Origin of the sequence: Promicromonospora sp. Populi, assembly GCF_041081105.1 — a bacterium.
Classification (GTDB): Bacteria; Actinomycetota; Actinomycetes; order Actinomycetales; family Cellulomonadaceae; genus Promicromonospora.
Genome location: NZ_CP163528.1, coordinates 1,967,307 through 1,984,895 on the forward strand (window position 1 = coordinate 1,967,307; position 17,589 = coordinate 1,984,895).

Consider the following 17,589-nt stretch of genomic DNA (forward strand, 5'->3'; position numbering starts at 1 on the left):
GGTGGTTAAGCCTTCGCCTTCTCGATCTCGGCGATGAGCTGCGGCACGACGGTGAACACGTCGCCCACGATCCCGAAGTCGGCGATCTCGAAGATCGGGGCGTCCTCGTCCCTGTTGATCGCGACGATGGTCTTGGCGGTCTGCATGCCGGCCAGGTGCTGGATCGCGCCGGAGATCGCCAGGGCGATGTAGAGCTGCGGCGCGACCTGCACGCCCGTCTGGCCCACCTGGGCCGACGACGGCACGAACCCGGCGTCGACCGCGGCACGCGACGCGCCGACCGCGGCGCCAAGTGCGTCAGCGAGCTGCTCGACGAGGGCGAAGTCCTCCTTCGATCCCAGGCCCCAGCCGCCCGAGACGACCTTCGCGGCACCTCGCAGATCGGGGCGTCCGGCGGTCTTCTCGGCAACTTCGACCGAACCGATCGTGGCGGCGGCAACACCGCTCGCAGCCACCTCCAGCATGATCTCGGCCAGCGGCCGCGCCTCGGCACGTGCTTCGACCGCGCCCTGACGCACCGTGATGACCGGCGCTCCGTGCGTCACCGTCGCAGTCACCGCGTACGACCCGCCATAGGCGGAGCTACGGGCGATGACGCCCTGGTCGTCGCGGGCCACCGCGATCGCGTCGACGACCAGGCCCGAGCGGGCGCGTACCGCGAAGCGGGCGGCGGCCTCCCGGCCGTCGACCGAGTGGGACGCCAGGACGGCGTCGGGCCGGACCAGGGCCGCAGCGGCGACCAGGGCGTCGACCACGCCCACCTGACCGTCGGCCGGCGCAGGAGCGCGCAGCACCGTGGCGGCCCCGAGCTCGGCGGCCGCCTTGGCAGCCGCATCGTCACCGAGGACGAGCGCGACCGGCGTCCCCACGGTCGAGGCCGCACCCAGCAGTGCGGCCGAGGACTTCGCCAGTCCGCCGTCGGGCGTCGTGTCGAGCAGTACCAGGATCGAGTCAGCAGCGTGAGTCATCGTCGTCCTTCTCAGATCAGGTGGTTCTCGGCCAGGAAGGCCGACAGTCGGACGGCGGCGTCGCCGTCGTCGTCGGTGATCTTCACTCCCCCGCCTCGCGGAGGACGGGCGTCGATCGCGAGCATGATCGAGCGCGACGTGCTCAGGTCGTCCGCGTCGATGCCGAGGTCGGCGAGCGAGAGCACCTCCACCGGCTTCTTCTTCGCCGCCATGATCCCCTTGAAGCCCGGGAACCGGGGGTCGGGGAGCGCCTCGGTCACCGACACGACGGCCGGCAGCGGCGCGCTCAGGCCCACCGCCGCGTCCTCCGACAGACGCGTGCCGCTGACCTCGGCGTCCCCGATGGTCACCGCAGTGAGGTTCGTCAGGCTCGGCAGGCCCAGGTGCTCGGCCACCATCGCCGGCAGCACCCCGCCCATGCCGTCCGTGGACTGGTTGCCGGCGAGCACCAGGTCGTACCCGACCCGGCCCAGCGCCGCCGCGATCACCTCGGCCGTCAGCCCGAGGTCCGCGCCGACGAGCCCGCCGTCGACGACGTGCGTTGCACTCGCCGCACCCATCGCGAGGCACTTGCGGATCGACGTCGTCGACTCCTCGGGACCGACGGCCAGCACGTGCACGTCAGTGCCCTCGTGTGCGTCGGCGTAGGTGAGCGCGACCTCGAGGGCGCGCTCCCCGATCTCGTCGGCTACGAGAGCTGCCGTAGCGCGCTCGGCGAGCCCCGTCTCCAGGCTGAGCGTCCGCTCAACGTTGGTGTCGGGCACGACTTTCACCAGGACGACGATCCTCATGGGCGAACTCTGCTCTTTCCTCGGACTACTGACGTGGGAAGACTACTTGCGGCCGGTGATGCTGCGGGCGACGATCTCGCGCATCACCTCGTTCGTGCCACCGTAGATGCGGTGCACGCGGGCATCGAGGAAGGCACGCGCGATCGGGTACTCCAGGATGTAGCCGTACCCGCCGTGCAGCTGGACGCCCTGGTCGAGGATCTCCCACTCCCGCTCGGTGCACCAGAACTTCACCTTCGCGGCCTCGTCCGCGCTGAGCTTGCCCTGCCGGTAGAGGTTCATCGCGCGGTCGATGTAAGCCCACATGACGTCCACCGTGGTGGCCATCTCCGCCAGCCGGAACCGGGTGTTCTGGAAGTCGATGACCGGCTTGCCGAACGCCTCGCGGCTCGTCGTGTAGTCGATCGTCCACTCCACCGCGGCCTCGCCCACCGCGGCGGCGACGGCACCGATCGAGAGGCGCTCCAGCGGCAGGTTCATCATGAGATGCACGAACCCGCGGCCCTCGACGCCGCCGATCAGGTTCTCGTCCGGCACGAAGACGTCGCTGAAGCTCAGCTCGGCCGTGTCGTGGCCCGGGAAGCCCATCTTGTGCAGCTTCTTGCTGTGCTCGAAGCCCTCCATGCCGTCCTCGAGGATGACGAGGCTGAAGGCGTCCGGGCGGTTGCCCTCACCGGTCTTGACGAACGTGACGACGATGTCCGCCGTCTTGCCGCTGGAGATGAACGTCTTGGCACCGTTGACGATGTAGCCGCCGTCCACCTTCTTTGCGGTGGTCCGCGCGGCCCGCAGGTCGCTGCCCGCACCCGGCTCGGTCATCGCGAGCGCGCCGAGCACCTCGGCCGTGGCCATCTTCGGAAGCCACTTCGCCTTCTGGGCGTCGGTGCCGAAGTGGGCGATGTACGGCACCGCGAGGTCGTCCTGGATCCCCGCGGCCCCGGCCAGCGCCGACCCGTGGCCGCTGCGGATGAGCTCCTCGTTCACCACGCTGCGGAAGCGGTAGTCCATCAGCATCCCGGCGCCGCCGAACTCCTCCGGCACCGAGAGCCCGACGATGCCGTGCTCCGCCGCGGCCTTCATGGTGGCGCGGTCGACCTCACCGTCGGCGTCCCACTGCTTCGCCTTCTCCGAGGTGACGTAACGCTTGACGAACTCCTTCACGACCTCGCGGAACGCTTCGTGGTCCTCGTCGTAGATGTCACGCTGCATGGCTTCGCCTTTCGTTGGGCCGGGCGGCTGTGGTGCCCGGCGCGTCCTGCTCGTCGTCGAGCGTCTCGTGCGTCGGCGTCGCGCCGCCACCGGGCTTTGGCGAGTATGCCTGAGACGCAGTATCAGATCAAGCGTTGTCACTGGCGAGCTCACGCAGTCTTTCGTGAGCTCTGAGATCAGTCTGTCCTGTCGGAGTGCCCCAGGGATCTGCCGGGAGCGATGATGTCCCGCACGCGGCGTTTGAGCTCCGTGATCTCAGGAAACCCGCCGTCGCGTTTGCGGTTCCACACCCGCTCGTCCCCGACCTCGATCCGGAACACTCCACCCGAGGACGGCACGATCGCCACCTCACCGATCTCGTCCGAGAACGTCTGCAACAGCTCCCCGGCGTACCACTGGGCGCGCAACTGCCAGCGGCACTGGGTGCAGTAGGTGATCACGATGCGTGGCGTGGGCATGCGGTCACTTTGCCATGCGCGTCGTACGACCCCGCCAGAACCCCCATTACGCGCCGTCGACACCCAAACCGCCAACGCTCGCGGGCCGCAGAATTCCAGCGTTCGCCGGATGCCACCCGCTGGCCGGCCAGTCGCTTGTATTTTCTGGCGAGTCACGGCAGGATTGACGTTACGTTGCGTCATCACCAGTGACGGAGGCCATCATCGCCAGTCCGGAGCCGACCGCAGGCCTACTTCTGAACAAACGCAACCCAGGACTTGGCGAACAGGTAGGCGGCCACCGCGGGGCTCTACGTCTTCACGCCGAGCGTCTTTGACGACCTGTCCGTGACCCGGTCCTGCTCGCGCTCGAGCGGTTGATTCGCGCGAGCCCCCCAGTTGTGCGGCCCGAGAGCCGGGCCGTCGAGACGGACGAGAGTCCGTCGGAAGATGAAATGAAGGAGGGAACTACATGTTCGCATCATTGATCAGCCGCGTTCGAATGGCAGCGGCAGTTGCAATCACGGCAGGAATGACACGATCACAGACCTCGACCCTGAGTCAACGTGCTCGACGAATGACGGCCATCACCCTGGCGGCAACCCTGACCGCCTCGCTGGGCGTCGCCGCGGTGGCGACCACGCAACCCGCCAGCGCGGCAGACAGTGCGGTAGTAGAGGTCCCCAGCTACGCGATGGGTATCCCAGGTAGGACCTGGGAGATCCAGAAGCCCTCCCTGTGCGGTGCGGAGATCGGCGCCGGCGGCAACCTATTTGAGAACGGACGGACGTACGACGGCAGGTGTCAGGGTGCGGGCCAGGTGCCCACCATCACGGGGACCGCGGAAGCACCGGCGCTGACGTTCCGCACGAAGCATGACTTCAGGTACCCGGGCGCCATCCTTGAGAACGCAGAGATGAACACCTGGGTGGGCTCCGACGGCAAGCGGCTCCGGGACCGCACCGAGCTCGCGACGACGAGGGGAACTCTGCCGTTCAACACCAACGTGTGGGTCGGGTTCGACATCCGCATCCCCGCGGGCGTCGATGACGTGACCGGCAGCGGGGCGTACGTGATGCAGCTGTGGCAGTGCAACGCGAACCCGATCGGCGGCGTGCGCATCCAGTCGGGCGCCGGCAACGGGCACAACCTCCAGTTCACACGCCGGGGCGACGACCCGACCGTGAGCGACACGTACTACAACACGTCGATGGCAACCCAGAGCATCGGCACCGACGAGTGGCACTCCTTCGTCATCAAGTACCACGTGACGCCGTACAGCGCCGGCGGGGCCAAGGGGCTCATCGAGGTCTGGCACAGGAGGGTCGGAGCGACCACCGTCGAGACGAAGATCCTCGAGCAGGAGGACTACTTCGGCTACCGACCGAACACGACGTGCGACGACGGCGAGGACATCTACTACGACGACTCCTTCCGGATCAAGTACGGCATGTACAAGGACTACCAGCCGGGCGCGACGTTCCGGGCCGACTACCGGAACGTGAGGATCGGCGCCAGCAAGGCTGAGGTACAGCCCTACTACCGCGACTGACCTCCTGATCTGTCTGCGGTGATAGAGGCCGCCTTTACAACCACCGCTTCCCCGAAAGGCCGTTCCCTGAAGGCGGGTTCTACCGATCCCCGCAACACCCTGGATTTCAGGGAGTTGCGGGGATCGTGGTTTCTGAGGAGTTGAGAGCGAGGTTCTTCGAGGCCTTGGACCGGGAGAATGGCAGCATCTCGGGTGCTGCTCGGGTTGTCGGTGTGAACCGCGCGACGGCGGGCGGGTGGGCGCGCAGGGCTGGTGTTCGCGGGCGTGGCAAGCCCGGCAGGGCCGGGCATCCGCGGCGGGCGGAGTACGACCGGCTTCGCGCGGCCGGTGTTCGACGACGTGATGCTGCAGCGCAGGTCGGGGTCCATGAGCGCACGGCCGAGGACTGGGACCACGGGATCCGCAAGGGTAAACACACGCGCCTGCGCCCCGACGGTCGTCTGATCGACTACAAGACCGGTGTGACCACCATCGTCCCCACGTCCTTGGCGCCGTCTCTCGCGGCCCTCGAGGCGCAGCTGCATCCCCGGTTCCTGACGGTGGCGGAACGGGAACAGATCGCGGATCTGCGTCGACGAGGTCAGTCGCTGCGGGCGATCGGGCGGGCGCTGGGCCGGCCGGCGTCCACGATCAAGCGCGAGCTCGACGCCCGCTCGACCCAGGGTGACTACCGGCCGCACCGGGCGCAGCGGGCGTGGGCGACCAGCCGCGCACGGTCCAGGACGTCCAAGCTCGCCCAGGACGGTCCGCTGCGCGACTATGTCGCGGCCCGGCTGGCCGAGCAGTGGTCGCCCGAGCAGATCTGCCACGCTCTGGTGCAGGAGTTTCCCCACGACGAGAGCATGCGGGTGAGCACGGAGACGATCTACCAGGCGATCTACGTCCAGGCCCGTGGCGGGCTACGACGTGAGGTCACCGATGCGCTGCGCACCGGACGCACTCGCCGCAAACCGCACAGGAGCCCAGAGCAGCGCGCGCCCCGGTTCGTCGACGAGATGGTCATGATCTCCGAGCGCCCTGCCGAGGTCGCCGACCGGGCCGTGCCCGGCCACTGGGAAGGCGACCTGATCGTCGGCACCGGCTCCCAGTCCGCGATCGTGACTCTCGTTGAACGCTCGACGCGCTACGTGATGCTCGGGCACCTACCCGGCGGGCACACCGCCGAGGAAGTCCGCGACGTGCTCGTGCCGCTGATCAAGACGTTGCCCGAGCACCTGCGCGGGTCGCTGACCTGGGACCAGGGCTGCGAGATGGCTGCGCACAAGCAGTTCACCGTGGCGACCGGCGTGCCGGTCTACTTCTGCGACCCGCACTCTCCATGGCAGCGCGGCAGCAACGAGAACACCAACGGGCTCCTGCGCCAGTACTTCCCCAAGGGCACCGACCTGTCAGTCCACACAGCCACAGACCTCGAGCGTGTCGCCCAGCGACTCAACGGCCGACCACGCAAGACGCTCGACTGGAGAACTCCAGCCGAGCGTCTGCGTGATCTACTGACAGCCGTCTAGGACCATCAGGTGTTGCGAAGACCGCTAGAAACCGCCGAAGGGAACGGCCTTTCGTAGGCGGCAACCCGGAGATCATTCGGCATGGTTGTGCCTACTGCCCGGCACGACTATCGATCATCTATCGACGCCGCTGGAGCCCTGGCGAAACTCGACACTCAGGCGATCGGACGGTGGAGGCTAACCAGGCCCAGCGCGCTCCGAATTTGTGTTGATCCTCAGCAGAGGTTCCCCGGAGAGTGTCGGGATGCTGATCAGACAAGAAGGTCCGTCCGACGCCGAAGCGATCCGGGCAGTCACCGCGGCGGCCTTCGGTAGGGTCGCGCACGCCGCGCCACCGATCGAGCCCGATGGTGCACCCGGCGAGGCCACCCTGGTCGGATGGCTGCGCGACGACCCCGGGTGGGTGCCGCAGCTGTCACTGGTCGCCGGGCCCGGGCTTTCCAGCACGGAGGTGGTCGGTCACGTGATCGCCACCCACGGACGGCTCGCGGATCGGCCCGCGCTCGGGCTCGGGCCGCTCAGCGTGGATCCCAAACACCAGGGCCGCGGGATCGGGTCCGCCTTGATGCACACGATCCTCGGCGCCGCTGATGCCCTGGGCGAACCGGTGGTGGTGCTGCTCGGCGAGCCGGCGCTCTACTCGCGGTTCGGCTTCGTACCTGCGCGCAGTCTCGGGATCGAGGCACCCGACCCTGCCTATGGCGACTACTTCCAGGCACGCACACTGAGCGCGTGGCGTGCGGAGTACGCGGGACGGTTCCGCTACGCCGCAGCGTTCGACCGACTCTGACCCCTATTTAGCAGCGTGAGCATGACGCCCAGGCCGGAGCGTTAGAAGCGGACGAGCCAGCCTGTACGCCGGGTCCCCCGACAGGCTCTATGGCCTGTCGGGGAACCCGGCGGGATCAGCCGAGAACGCTGGAATTCTGCGGCCCGCGAGCGGGCGGCCATCGGTGTTCCCGGCAACCACCGCCGGCAACGTCAGTCGTCTGCTCGTCGGTCGGGACAGGTCTCGACAAGCTCGACCAACCTCCGCATGCGTAGCGGCGGGCGACCACGCCAGAGGCATGGCCGCCCGCGATCTACGACTGGTACCACCTCTGGTAGTCGGTGTTGTTACAGGTGTTGAGACGCACCCCTTGACTGATACTGCCGTCGAGACACGTTCTCGTACCTACGTTGAGCACCCGGTACCCGGTAGACCCGAGCGCCAACTCCCACCGCTGATACTCGCTGCCGTTACAGGTGTTGAGACGCACCCCTTGACTGATACTGCCGTCCAGGCACAACCCAGTCTCATCGTGATGAAAAGTGTAGATACCGCCGGAACCTGTGACGTTCCACTCCTGATAGTTGCTCCCGTTGCACCCATTGAGACGCACACCCGCGGAGATGCTTGCGTCCATGCACTGCAGCGTCGCCACGTTGGTCAACGGGTAACCAGCAGCACGAGCGGGGGCAGCGACGAACACCGACATGGACAGAGCAATCATTGCCGTGATTGCGACTGCCGCTATCGTTCGAACGCGGCTGATCGATGATGCGAACATGTAGTTTCCTCCTTCATTTCATCTTCCGACGGACTCTCGTCCGTCTCGACGGCCCGACTCTCGGGCCGCACAACTGGGGGGCTCGCGCCATCTACGGCTCAGAACCACCTCTGATACTCGCTGTTGTTACACCTCTTGAGGCGCACGCCTTCGCTGATGCTGCCGTCAAGACACTGCGCCTCATCGATCGTTCTCGTACCTACATGGAGAAATGCAGACGCGGTAGACCCGGTTCGCCACTGCCACTCCTGATACTCGCTGCCGTTACAGGCATTGAGACGCACCCCGTTCGAAATACTCGCGTCCAGGCACTTCCCAGTCGCGTCGTGGCGAAACACGACATAGGGACCGCTTTCTTCTGTGCTCCAGTCCTGATACCCGTCCGTGTTGCACGCAACTAGACGCACACCCTGGGAGATACTTCCATCCAGGCACAGCGAGGTCGCGACGTTCATGAGGCCGCCTGGAATAGTGGCACTAGCAGGGGCCCCGACGAACACCGACATGGACAGAGCAATCACTGCCGTGATTGCGACTTCCGCTGCCATTCGAACGCGGTTGATCGATGATGCGAACATGTAGTTTCCTCCTTCATTTCATCTTCCGACGGACTCTCGTCCGTCTCGACGACCCGGTGTTCAGGAGTAGGCCTGCGGTCGGCTCCGGACTGGCGATGATGGCCTCCATCATGGGTGTGACGCAACGTCACGTCAATCCTGCCGTGACTCGCCAGAGAATTCAAGCGACTGCGACGGTGAATTCAACGCAGTGCCAGGCCGCGGACCTGCGTGTGTGTAGTGCCGCCGTCGTCCGCGCGCACTGGCCGTGACTCAGCTTCGTCGTCAGACATCGCTACCGCTCGCCCGCAGTCGATGCCGATGCCGACCTCACCGGTGAGCTCGTACCCGGTCCGAGCCCAAGAGCCGGATGATGGGCTGGATCGCCGTACTCACCCCTCCCTCGCCTCGCCGCTGATAAGTTCGATTGGGTCGGCTCCTCGTGTATCAACCGGAGGTGTCATTGATAAGATCCATTGGGTAGCGATCTGGTGTATCAGTCAGGAGAAACATGGCGCGCGGGAGACCCTCACGGGCAACGGTGTACGCACGGCTTGAAGGCGCGATCGGCGAGCTCAACGAGCGCCTCGGGGGCCTTCCCTCCCCGAAGGAGTCGGAGTTCGTCTGGTCCGACATCTGGCACCTCGAGGCGCACCACTCGACTGCACTCGAAGGCAACACCCTCGTTCTGCGCGAGGTAACCGCACTGCTGGACGACGGCCGCGCAGTGGGAGCCAAGCCCCTCAAGGAGTACATGGAAGTCCAGGGGTACGGCAACGCCGCGCAGTGGGTCTACGGGCACGCGCTGGAACCCGGGGACTGGCACGACGGCAACCTGATCAGCATCTTCGAGGTGCGCCAGGTGCATCAGCGGACGATGAGCCCCGTGTGGGAGGTCGCACCACATCCGGATGCCACACCCCGCGAGGCGCCGGGGCAGTTCCGGGAACACGACATCCACCCGTTCGGGGCTGGCATGCAGCCCCCCGACTGGCCACTGGTCCCAGTCATGGTCCAGGACTGGGTCGACTCCGTGAACGCCGCACGGGACGAACTGCGAGACCGGACCAGCCAAGCTCCGTGGCCCGAACGCCTCGCAGAGATCCACAACCAGTTCGAGCGCGTCCACCCGTTCATCGACGGCAACGGACGCACGGGTCGCCTCCTGCTCAACCTCATCCTGGTCCGTCTTGGCTACCCGCCGGTCATCGTGCTCAAGCGCGAACGTCCCGCCTACCTGTCGGCGATGCAGAGATCGGACGGGGGCGAGCACGGGCCCCTAGGCGAGCTCCTCGCGCGTGCCATGTACGACAACCTCAACCGGTTCATCGTCCCGGCCGTGGCAGGCCCGGCCCGCCTGGTACCACTCGCATCGCTGGTAAACAAGGACTTCAGCTTGGCCGCACTACGCCAGGCCGCACAGCGTGGCCGACTCGACGCAATCCAAGGACCCGACGGCATCTGGCGATCGAGCCGAAAGGCCGTCCAGGCCTATCAGCGCAACAAACGGTCCCGCGCCAAGCGGTAGCCAGGAAAGCGGACGAGCCGGTCTGTACGCCGGGTTCTCCCGGAGGGTGTACCGCTCTGTCTCGCGGTGTCCGACGAGTTCGTTGGGCACCGCGAGAACGTTGAAATTTCGCGGTTCTGCCGGGTCCACAGTGCGTTGGCGAGGCTGGCGTTAGATGGGCTCAGACGGCGGTCATGTGTACCCAATGTGTACCGCGCACCCGTAGCCGACGCCGCCGCCAACTTCGCCAGTAGGCTCTCCCCCGGTCCTCGCTCAAGGCGCGCTGGCTCCGGATGACCGCGCCCAATTGGAGAGGGTGGCAGCCCGTTCAAGCCGGGCCGAGTCCGGGGGTGCCCGTCATCGCACGGGGCACCCCAGCCTCGGGCCGACTCGGCTATTACCCGCCAACGGCACGTGACGATCAACGCGCCAATGAGGCGGCTACGGTGCCCCCATGAGTTACGACATCCTCGCATTCGACCCGGCAGCGGTCGCCGACGCCGACTTCCCCGAATGGTGGGAGATGCAGTCCGAGTGGTCCGAGGACCACTCGTATGACTACCCAGAAGTGACAACGGTGAATCTCAGGTCCTTCTACTACGAATTGATCGGGACCTACCCACCGTTGAACGGTCCGGGCGCACCGACGGAGGAAGCCTGGCATCATGACGTCGAGCTCCTGAGCCGGATGTCGGACTACAGCATCGGCACCTCGCTGGTCTACGTGGCGTTCTCCTGGAGCCAGGCAAGGACGGCGCGAGTCACCTTCACCGCGCTGGCCGCCAAGCACGGAGTAGCTGTCGCCATGGTCAGCGATGACAGTTCAATCCTGCGGCCGTGACGGAAGCCCGCCCGCAGATTGTGTGCCTGTGCGGCTCGACTCGATTCACCGACGAGTTCCGCACGGTGAATCGTGATCTCACCCTCGCCGGGACGATCGTCGTCGCGCCCGCTGAGTTCGAGCACGCCGGCGACCAGATCACCAACGAGCAGAAGGCTGCGCTCAGTGCGCTGCACTTCGCGAAGATCGACCTTGCCGACCGCGTCATGGTGGTCAACCCAGGCGGGTACATCGGGGAGTCCATGCGACGCGAGATCCGCTACGCACATCAGACCGGAAAGCCGGTTGAGTACACCGACGCACTCGACGGCGTCGTCAACCCCTGACCACGCCCATCGGCGCAGAGCCCCTTATCGCCACCGATGCCGACGATAGTTGGTGGATTGCAGTCCGGACTTTGGCACAGTGTGGCAGGAGTGACAAAGGCTAGGTTCGTTGGAATTCCAACTGTCCCGGCCGTTGGTCGTGCTGGGGGCGGATGGGCTCGTGCGGACCTCTTGCGGACTATCTGCGGACTGCATGTTGCGCATGGTTCGATGATCGCGCTGTGGTCAGCGACGTCGGGAACGGTCTTGGTATGCGCGGACGGCAGCGGCAATGCTGTCGGCCTGGACATCCCAGCGGCCCTCGACTAGTTCAACGCTGCCTAGGAGCCGCAATACCGAGCCCACCTGCTCGATCAGGCCACCCTTTCGCCGACGTGCAAGCTTGACGCCCGCGGGTGTTAGCTTGAGTCGATCGGGCGTTGCGTGTTGCATCAGGCCGGAGGCGACCAGCCGCCCAACGCCAACGGCAAGTTCCTCGTCGGTGAAGATCGCGTGGTTGCACGCGTCGCCGGAAGCGATCACGTCAGTCAGCGTGTGTCCCGCGCCTGCGACGGCGGTCATGACCCATGCGTCCGCGTGGGTCCATGCTGCTGGCACCGATGAATCCTGGTCCTTCACAGTCGAATACTCCCAGCCCAGCCCACCGGGGCTGTGTCATCTCAGCGGAATCTTGCCATCGGGACCGGTCTCGTCGATGACGAGGACGGTGTGACCGGTGGCGATTTGGTCGATGCGGAGATCGGAGAAGACGAGCTCGATGTCGTGAGCGTTCGTCTCCACGCGCGCCGTATGGAACGGGACGCCCAACTCGGACGACCAGTGTCCCGCCTCCGTGGACTCCGGTAGGAGACGGATTCCTGGGTAGAGGGCCTGCCACCGCACACCCCAGACGTACCCGTCCGGCTCGCCGGCCCGCTCCCACTCGGAGAAGTCGGTGAACTCGTCGCCGAGTGACACTGCCCAGGAATCGTGCCGCACAGCGGTCGTGACGGTCGCGCGAACACAGTGAGTGAAGCGGTAGCGCAGGTGTTCCGGCGAGATTCCGGTGCGTGGATCCGCCGTCGCGTAGACGTAGAGGTCGTAGTCCCTCATGTGATCGGCGAAGCCATGGAAGATCAGGGCCTGGTCCAAGATCTCGTCGAACGAGTTCTGAAGGTGCTCGCGATCCACGCTGCACCCTAACGCCTTGGGGACGAGCAGGATCCGCGCGGTAGTCCGATCAGGCCAATGCGAACTATGAGCCGCTTTGTACGCCCGGTTTCCTCGGCAGGCTTTACGGCCTGTCGGGGTACCTGGCGGGATCAGCCGAGAACGTTGGAATTCTGCGGCTCGCGAGCGTTGGCAGCTTTGGGGTCCGACGGCGTTTGGTGGGGCTCTTGCGGACTCCCTGCGGACTGGGTGCGGACCGCCCTTCCGGTGCGACGAGGCGGTGAGAACGCTACAACCACGCCCTCTGGCCACATGAGCCCCAGGACGATGGGCACCCGGGTGCCCATCGGATCCGACTCCGACGGCCGCTGCGAATCGACATTTCGACTCCCGAAATCCGCGGGCACCTGGTGCGGCGTAGGCCTGGTCTAGACGGCAACTTCAATTGCCAAGCGCATCGAAGGACTTCTTCACCCCACGGGCCACCAAGTTCAGGGTGCCGAACTACGGCGGCGTGGGACGATCTAGACGTAGACCCAAATCCAGAGAGAACGGACACCACGACCATGACTGAGGATCGACCCGTGCAGCGCCCGATCACCGACCGCAGAGAGATCATCGAGCACGAGGAGAAGAGCCTGACAGGCTCGTCGTACTCCGAGATCGATGCCGCACAGGCGAGCAGTCTCGGCTTCAGCGATTTCGACAAGGATGAGAGCGACGACTAAGGGGCTAATACCTGACTATGGTGCCAAGTAGTCTCTCAGCCGTCCTGTCATTCCTCCTCCTCCTTGCCCCCGGCATAGTTTGGGAACTGCAGCGGAGCCGGTATCAAACGGCAGTCAAAGAGACGACGCTCATTGAGGCGTCACGCATCGTCCTCGCATCCCTGACAGCTACCGGCGCCGCTAGTGTTGCTATGTCCTGGGTTTGGTTGCGTCTCTATCAGTCAGCGCGCACAGAGAACTTCGAGTCGCCCGTATCCAGCATTCCCTACATCGGCGCTGCGATCGCAACATCCGGCGTTGCTTGTGCCCTCGTTTTGGGACTGTCCTGGGTCAGATGGTCTGGTCGACGGCCGATTACAGGAACTCGCGTCTGGGAACGTGCGTTCGTCGGCCTTCGCCCGCATCGCGACACTCCGCCGATGCTGACGGTTGTCCTCCACAATGGAACGATCTGGCAAGGAAAGTTCGCCGCATTCGACTCTGACCCCGAGGACGCACACCGCAACCTCGCTCTCGAACCGCCGCTCCGGCGCAGGTCACCCGAGGAGAGCGGCGGCTTTAAAGTCGTTCGCCAGGTCGGCTTGGTGACGCTGCCCGAGTCAAGCGTTCTATCGATTGAGGTCATCTACGTGAAGCCAGAGTGAACGAGGCGCTAATCGCTGCCGGCTCCCGACCGACACAAGTCGCCTGCATGGAAATATCGATCGACCGAACTGATGTGTCGATTTAGACGGGTCCAGTCTGAGCAGTCTCCATTGTCTGTCCGTGGATCACAGGTCCGCTGGCGGCTCCGCCTCGCCCTCTCCAACAGGCTCACTCCACAAGGCCCCGTATTCGAGCGAAGGAATCTGTACGTATTCACCTTCATGGTCCTCTGGAATATTCCATGTCGCCACAAGATCAATCAGGTACAGATATGCCGAACGAGTCACCTGAAGTGCCCGGATCGCCGACCACACGAGGCCGTCGACGTCCACGGAACTTCGTGACTGCTTCGTGGCCCCCGTCGCATCGAGTAGCGCTGCATGCACAATCCTATGCGTGCCCGCGTTCCGCAAGATCTGGGAGGACGCGTACATTCCTCCCGGCTCCATATCCATCGCAAGTTCGGCGAGTGCGAGCACTGGAACGGCTTGCTCTGGGGCCTTCGCCAGGCCAGCGCGCAATACGCCACCGGCGTGCCAGAATTTCCGGAAAGAAACACTGCTCGGGCTGTCGCCAATCTTGAAGTACTCGTTCGCCACAACCGCCGTCTTATCCAGCACATCCAATGTCGACCTCTGGGCGAGAATCAGTTTCGCATATTGAGTGCCAAACAGTGAGAAATCCTCGGCATCGACATAGAATCCAGTATCGCTATCCAATTGCACGAGACCCGACGACAAAATTTCCGAGACGCCTTCGAATGCGAGGCGACGTGAGACGAGAAAGTCCGCCTTGAGGACATTCATGTGCGCTATGATCGGCGGGTTTATATCGTCATCCGGGCCGCCATACAAGACCTCGATGACGGCGTTGTCCCAGTGCGGATCGTCGGTGCCCAAACCCTCAACAGCGGGAGACAGCGCCAACCTGTGGCCAGCAACCCACGACCGATATGCGTCGGGCGGACCGTCCAGACCGTGCGAGAGATGGCCCTCGCTTTCGGTAAGCTCCAGGGCATCCCAGCGCTCGGCTGTACTGGCGCCTGCATATTCAACCGTCCCGGCTCGCAACTGTTTCGCGAGATTGACGTACTTGTCATATACCGCAGCGATGTGCCCTGTCTGCCCAATCCCTAGTTCGATTCGAGTCAGAAGCAGCCGCGCCAGATTACCAGCAGCGTTTCCGTTTCTGGGATCGACGTCGAGCGCACTAAGATAATAGTCAAAAGCTTCTGCCCACCTACCAGAGTGGTCCAGGCTGTTGGCCAGATTGCAGAAGGCGCGCGACCGTGTGGACGCATCGGCTATTTCGGAGGTCGCGACCTCGTAGTAGTACAACCTTGCCGCCCGAAGGGCCGCACGATTATCAAGCCGGTTCGCAACTCTATGGACCGCGGTTTCGGCGTTTTCGCCACCCTCAAGGCCCATGTCGGCGAGGGCCGATATGGCATTTGCGATGTTGTATAGAATCTGGAAACGAAGAGGTTCGTCTTCTGGCGTGCCATCGAGCGCGCCCTCAGCGATCTGCTTCCCGGCCTGCAAGAGAGGCTCACTGTCGAGCCGGGAGCCGCAATTGATCACGACCGAAGAACACATGAAGAGCAACGCCGCACGTTCGACCACAATGGCTGTCTGCTCCACCTGTGAAACCAGCGCCCGTACGGCAGACGCGGTGCCGCCAGGGTCTTCATCCTGAGCCGCGCCGAGAAGCAGGATCTCTCGGGCCAGCTGCTGGTACTCCTCGGACGGCTCCATCGCCGCACTCTATGGCGGGCTGCCGATGCCAGTCTCGGCCGTGCGCGAAGTTCATCCTGTCCTAGGTCGCTGCGGCGGACGGTCGTGGAAGAGCGGACCGCCCATGCAAAGTCAGGACTGAGGCTCTTCGCTCCTGGCGGGGGCGAAATAGTCGCCAAGCATCTCCGAGACCCATGACGGCTGGCGAACCTCCCCGCGCGGTCCCATCTCCGCGAACCAGGGCTTGATGTCGAGGACAGGCGTCCCGTCGACAACATCAAGGTCTTCGATGTGCAGGTCCAGGCCGTCGATCGACACAAGTCGGCAGCGCGAAACGCCAATCCAGTTCTGGCGACGCATGTTGCGGTGTCCGAAGATCCCGACCTCGGGCCAGTCCGGGTTGTTACGCGGACGACGCGCACCGGGATCGAGATCGGACTGGTCAGTCAGATGAAAGAAGAACGCGACTTCGAGGTGAGAGAACTCATCAAGACCAGCAACTGACGCCTCGGTATAGGCGTCCGGGTCGATCCGGAGGATCGAACGAGTTCCGCCCCAGTAGTCATCAGTCGGCTCGACGCGCCCGCCAACAACGTGAGCGACTGGGGTCATGACGATGGGGTCGGTCAACGTTCCTCCGCGGATCAGTTCGTGGCTGCAAGATAGGCGCTGGCGCGCTCGTCGAGGATAGCCGCGTCAGAACTGGTCGCTCTGTAGGTCGCCAGTGCAGAGCGCATCTCGATGATGGTCTGGCGAGCCCTGGCCGATTGCACCCCGTCCATCGCGTCGAGCGCCACGTTCCAGGTCGCGATTGCATGCTCAAGTTCCCCGCGCCTGGCCTGCACGTCGCCGAGATATCCCAGCGTGACGGCGTGGGTCCGCTTGAAGGTAGACGCCTTGCGGGTCACGACGGAGTGCTCCAACTGCTGCTCAGCTCCGGCAAGGTCTCCGATATCCCGGAGGGTATTGCCGGTCTCGTGCGCGAGGGAAGCTTCCCCGAAGAAGAAGACCCGCGTGGGCTCGTCGCCGCCAGGCGTCGCGGCGGCAAGGTCCCGTTCGGCCAGGAGCAGCGCGGATGACGCCGCGCTCTTCTGACCGGTCGCGGCAAGAGCGCGGGCGTGGACCACGCCGAGGAGTGCACGTTCTCGTGGCGCGGCGGCCTGGTAACGGTCACCGTCCACCGAGGCTGCCGCAAGTTCCTGAGCCTGGGTCGGGTGGCCGAGGTCGATCGCCTGGTGCGCCATCGCGCGCAGAGTGTGCCCTGCCATCGCGGGATCGTCGGCTTCAGCCGCCAGCTTGACCGACGAGGTGAACAGTCCCTGGGCGATACCGTGCTCAGCGTTGTCGAAGGCCATCCAGCCGGCGACGTAGGCCAACTCGGAAGCGGCAGAGAACATCTCGCTCCTGAGGGCATCGTTCGCGAAGGAGCCGTTCAGGAGCCGCTGCACGTCATCGGTGAGGTACTGCATGGCGGCCGCCCGTGCGTGCCCGCCACCGTGCCGTTGGTCCATCCGAGAGAAGAACGCGACCGACTCACGGACTGCTTCCAGGTCGCCATTTCCGACCGAGCGGACGCCGCGTGCGGCACGCTCGGCGGAGCGGCGAACCACCTCGGTCCACCACGACTCATTGGGCAGTGCGGCGGCGACCGTCGAGTAGGCCGCCAGACCGAGCAGGCCCCGTCGAGTGAGGTCCACGTACTTGCTCCCCAGGTCGGCCAGCCCGGTTAGCGTATCCATCTCCCACGTCGACAAATGACCAATTTCTCGCGCCGCGCTCCCGCGCTTGGTCGGGTAGAACCCGATCTCGGCATCCGTCGCGACACCGAGGACGGCACGCAGACCGTCGCGATACTGCTGCCCAGGCCAGCGCGACTGGCCGCGCTCGTAGCGAGCTATCGCATGGGCATCAAGGGCGATGCGCTGCCCGGTCATCGCCCAGACATGGGCGTTCACGGCTTCCGCGAGCTCGCCACGTGACATGGGTTCGCCGGGGCGCACGTGCGAGGGCAGGGCCGCGCGCAAGTCGCGGAGCAAATCGTTGCCCATCGCTCGATCCCCTCCCCCGTTAGCAGTCTGTCTGGGCGGA

At 65.1% G+C, this 17,589-nt stretch carries 19 protein-coding genes; 8 read left to right on the forward strand and 11 right to left on the reverse strand.

All coding sequences use genetic code 11. The features are described 5' to 3' along the window. Positions 1–5: 5 nt before the first annotated feature. From AB1046_RS08890 to AB1046_RS08905, 4 genes are all read right to left on the reverse strand, one after another. Positions 6–968 carry an electron transfer flavoprotein subunit alpha/FixB family protein gene (locus AB1046_RS08890; RefSeq protein ID WP_369374430.1) on the reverse strand — a complete coding sequence of 321 codons (963 nt, stop codon included), beginning with the start codon at positions 966–968 and terminating at the stop codon, positions 6–8. Positions 969–979: 11 nt separating this feature from the next. Continuing rightward, positions 980–1,759: an electron transfer flavoprotein subunit beta gene (locus AB1046_RS08895; protein WP_369374432.1), complete on the reverse strand. Its 780-nt coding sequence runs from the start codon at positions 1,757–1,759 to the stop codon at positions 980–982. 42 nt (positions 1,760–1,801) lie between these two features. Then, the gene (locus tag AB1046_RS08900; protein ID WP_369374434.1) at positions 1,802–2,968 is read right to left on the reverse strand and encodes an acyl-CoA dehydrogenase family protein; all 1,167 of its coding nucleotides are present in this window, start codon (positions 2,966–2,968) and stop codon (positions 1,802–1,804) included. Between the two features lie 176 nt (positions 2,969–3,144). Continuing rightward, positions 3,145–3,426: a SelT/SelW/SelH family protein gene (locus AB1046_RS08905; protein ID WP_369374436.1), complete on the reverse strand. Its 282-nt coding sequence runs from the start codon at positions 3,424–3,426 to the stop codon at positions 3,145–3,147. A 556-nt stretch (positions 3,427–3,982) separates the two neighbouring features. Between AB1046_RS08905 and AB1046_RS08910 the strand changes: the two genes are divergently transcribed. From AB1046_RS08910 to AB1046_RS08920, 3 genes are all read left to right on the forward strand, one after another. Further along, positions 3,983–4,957: a heparin lyase I family protein gene (locus AB1046_RS08910; RefSeq protein ID WP_369374438.1), complete on the forward strand. Its 975-nt coding sequence runs from the start codon at positions 3,983–3,985 to the stop codon at positions 4,955–4,957. A 470-nt stretch (positions 4,958–5,427) separates the two neighbouring features. Then, positions 5,428–6,465, forward strand: coding sequence for an IS30 family transposase (locus AB1046_RS08915; RefSeq protein WP_369375639.1), 1,038 nt, complete (start codon positions 5,428–5,430; stop codon positions 6,463–6,465). A 244-nt stretch (positions 6,466–6,709) separates the two neighbouring features. After that, a complete protein-coding gene (locus AB1046_RS08920; protein ID WP_369374440.1) occupies positions 6,710–7,255 on the forward strand; it encodes a GNAT family N-acetyltransferase in 546 nt (181 codons plus the stop codon). A gap of 292 nt (positions 7,256–7,547) precedes the next feature. Here the strand turns inward: AB1046_RS08920 and AB1046_RS08925 are convergent, their stop codons facing one another. Both AB1046_RS08925 and AB1046_RS08930 read right to left on the reverse strand, forming a co-directional pair. Then, the gene (locus AB1046_RS08925; protein WP_369374442.1) at positions 7,548–8,015 is read right to left on the reverse strand and encodes an RICIN domain-containing protein; all 468 of its coding nucleotides are present in this window, start codon (positions 8,013–8,015) and stop codon (positions 7,548–7,550) included. 98 nt (positions 8,016–8,113) lie between these two features. Continuing rightward, positions 8,114–8,593 (reverse strand): ricin-type beta-trefoil lectin domain protein, encoded by a 480-nt coding sequence (locus tag AB1046_RS08930; protein ID WP_369374444.1) that lies wholly within the window; start codon positions 8,591–8,593, stop codon positions 8,114–8,116. A 520-nt stretch (positions 8,594–9,113) separates the two neighbouring features. On the opposite strand from AB1046_RS08930, the gene AB1046_RS08935 reads away from it, so the two are divergent. From AB1046_RS08935 to AB1046_RS08945, 3 genes are all read left to right on the forward strand, one after another. Beyond that, complete coding sequence (locus tag AB1046_RS08935; RefSeq protein WP_369374446.1) at positions 9,114–10,100, forward strand: Fic family protein; 987 nt, start codon at positions 9,114–9,116, stop codon at positions 10,098–10,100. Positions 10,101–10,533: 433 nt separating this feature from the next. After that, complete coding sequence (locus AB1046_RS08940) at positions 10,534–10,920, forward strand: hypothetical protein (protein ID WP_369374448.1); 387 nt, start codon at positions 10,534–10,536, stop codon at positions 10,918–10,920. Then, entirely contained in the window at positions 10,917–11,246 is a 330-nt protein-coding gene (locus AB1046_RS08945; protein ID WP_369374450.1) for a hypothetical protein, read from the forward strand. The genes AB1046_RS08940 and AB1046_RS08945 overlap by 4 nt, the downstream gene beginning before the upstream one ends. 225 nt (positions 11,247–11,471) lie before the next feature. Here AB1046_RS08945 and AB1046_RS08950 read toward each other — a convergent pair whose 3' ends face one another. Together AB1046_RS08950 and AB1046_RS08955 are read right to left on the reverse strand one after the other, a co-directional pair. Next, positions 11,472–11,807 carry a hypothetical protein gene (locus tag AB1046_RS08950; protein ID WP_369374452.1) on the reverse strand — a complete coding sequence of 112 codons (336 nt, stop codon included), beginning with the start codon at positions 11,805–11,807 and terminating at the stop codon, positions 11,472–11,474. A 93-nt stretch (positions 11,808–11,900) separates the two neighbouring features. Then, entirely contained in the window at positions 11,901–12,416 is a 516-nt protein-coding gene (locus AB1046_RS08955) for a hypothetical protein (RefSeq protein ID WP_369374454.1), read from the reverse strand. A gap of 563 nt (positions 12,417–12,979) precedes the next feature. Between AB1046_RS08955 and AB1046_RS08960 the strand changes: the two genes are divergently transcribed. Continuing rightward, on the forward strand, positions 12,980–13,123 hold the full coding sequence (locus AB1046_RS08960; RefSeq protein ID WP_369374456.1) for a hypothetical protein: 144 nt from the start codon (positions 12,980–12,982) through the stop codon (positions 13,121–13,123). 17 nt (positions 13,124–13,140) lie between these two features. Continuing rightward, complete coding sequence (locus tag AB1046_RS08965) at positions 13,141–13,767, forward strand: DUF6338 family protein (RefSeq protein ID WP_369374458.1); 627 nt, start codon at positions 13,141–13,143, stop codon at positions 13,765–13,767. Between the two features lie 126 nt (positions 13,768–13,893). Here the strand turns inward: AB1046_RS08965 and AB1046_RS08970 are convergent, their stop codons facing one another. The 3 genes from AB1046_RS08970 to AB1046_RS08980 form a co-directional block, all read right to left on the reverse strand. Further along, positions 13,894–15,522 (reverse strand): LA2681 family HEPN domain-containing protein, encoded by a 1,629-nt coding sequence (locus AB1046_RS08970; RefSeq protein ID WP_369374460.1) that lies wholly within the window; start codon positions 15,520–15,522, stop codon positions 13,894–13,896. Between the two features lie 111 nt (positions 15,523–15,633). After that, a complete protein-coding gene (locus AB1046_RS08975; protein ID WP_369374462.1) occupies positions 15,634–16,131 on the reverse strand; it encodes an SAM-dependent methyltransferase in 498 nt (165 codons plus the stop codon). A gap of 14 nt (positions 16,132–16,145) precedes the next feature. Further along, positions 16,146–17,549 (reverse strand): hypothetical protein, encoded by a 1,404-nt coding sequence (locus AB1046_RS08980; protein ID WP_369374464.1) that lies wholly within the window; start codon positions 17,547–17,549, stop codon positions 16,146–16,148. Positions 17,550–17,589: the final 40 nt, after the last annotated feature.

Coding starts and splice junctions, on each gene's coding strand:
- AB1046_RS08925 (WP_369374442.1), bottom strand. CDS start 8,015: ATGTTCGCATCATCGATCAGCCGCGTTCGAACGATAGCGGCAGTCGCA.
- AB1046_RS08965 (WP_369374458.1), top strand. CDS start 13,141: ATGGTGCCAAGTAGTCTCTCAGCCGTCCTGTCATTCCTCCTCCTCCTT.
- AB1046_RS08895 (WP_369374432.1), bottom strand. CDS start 1,759: ATGAGGATCGTCGTCCTGGTGAAAGTCGTGCCCGACACCAACGTTGAG.
- AB1046_RS08980 (WP_369374464.1), bottom strand. CDS start 17,549: ATGGGCAACGATTTGCTCCGCGACTTGCGCGCGGCCCTGCCCTCGCAC.
- AB1046_RS08910 (WP_369374438.1), top strand. CDS start 3,983: ATGACGGCCATCACCCTGGCGGCAACCCTGACCGCCTCGCTGGGCGTC.
- AB1046_RS08970 (WP_369374460.1), bottom strand. CDS start 15,522: ATGGAGCCGTCCGAGGAGTACCAGCAGCTGGCCCGAGAGATCCTGCTT.
- AB1046_RS08890 (WP_369374430.1), bottom strand. CDS start 968: ATGACTCACGCTGCTGACTCGATCCTGGTACTGCTCGACACGACGCCC.
- AB1046_RS08930 (WP_369374444.1), bottom strand. CDS start 8,593: ATGTTCGCATCATCGATCAACCGCGTTCGAATGGCAGCGGAAGTCGCA.
- AB1046_RS08950 (WP_369374452.1), bottom strand. CDS start 11,807: ATGACCGCCGTCGCAGGCGCGGGACACACGCTGACTGACGTGATCGCT.
- AB1046_RS08905 (WP_369374436.1), bottom strand. CDS start 3,426: ATGCCCACGCCACGCATCGTGATCACCTACTGCACCCAGTGCCGCTGG.
- AB1046_RS08900 (WP_369374434.1), bottom strand. CDS start 2,968: ATGCAGCGTGACATCTACGACGAGGACCACGAAGCGTTCCGCGAGGTC.
- AB1046_RS08940 (WP_369374448.1), top strand. CDS start 10,534: ATGAGTTACGACATCCTCGCATTCGACCCGGCAGCGGTCGCCGACGCC.
- AB1046_RS08920 (WP_369374440.1), top strand. CDS start 6,710: ATGCTGATCAGACAAGAAGGTCCGTCCGACGCCGAAGCGATCCGGGCA.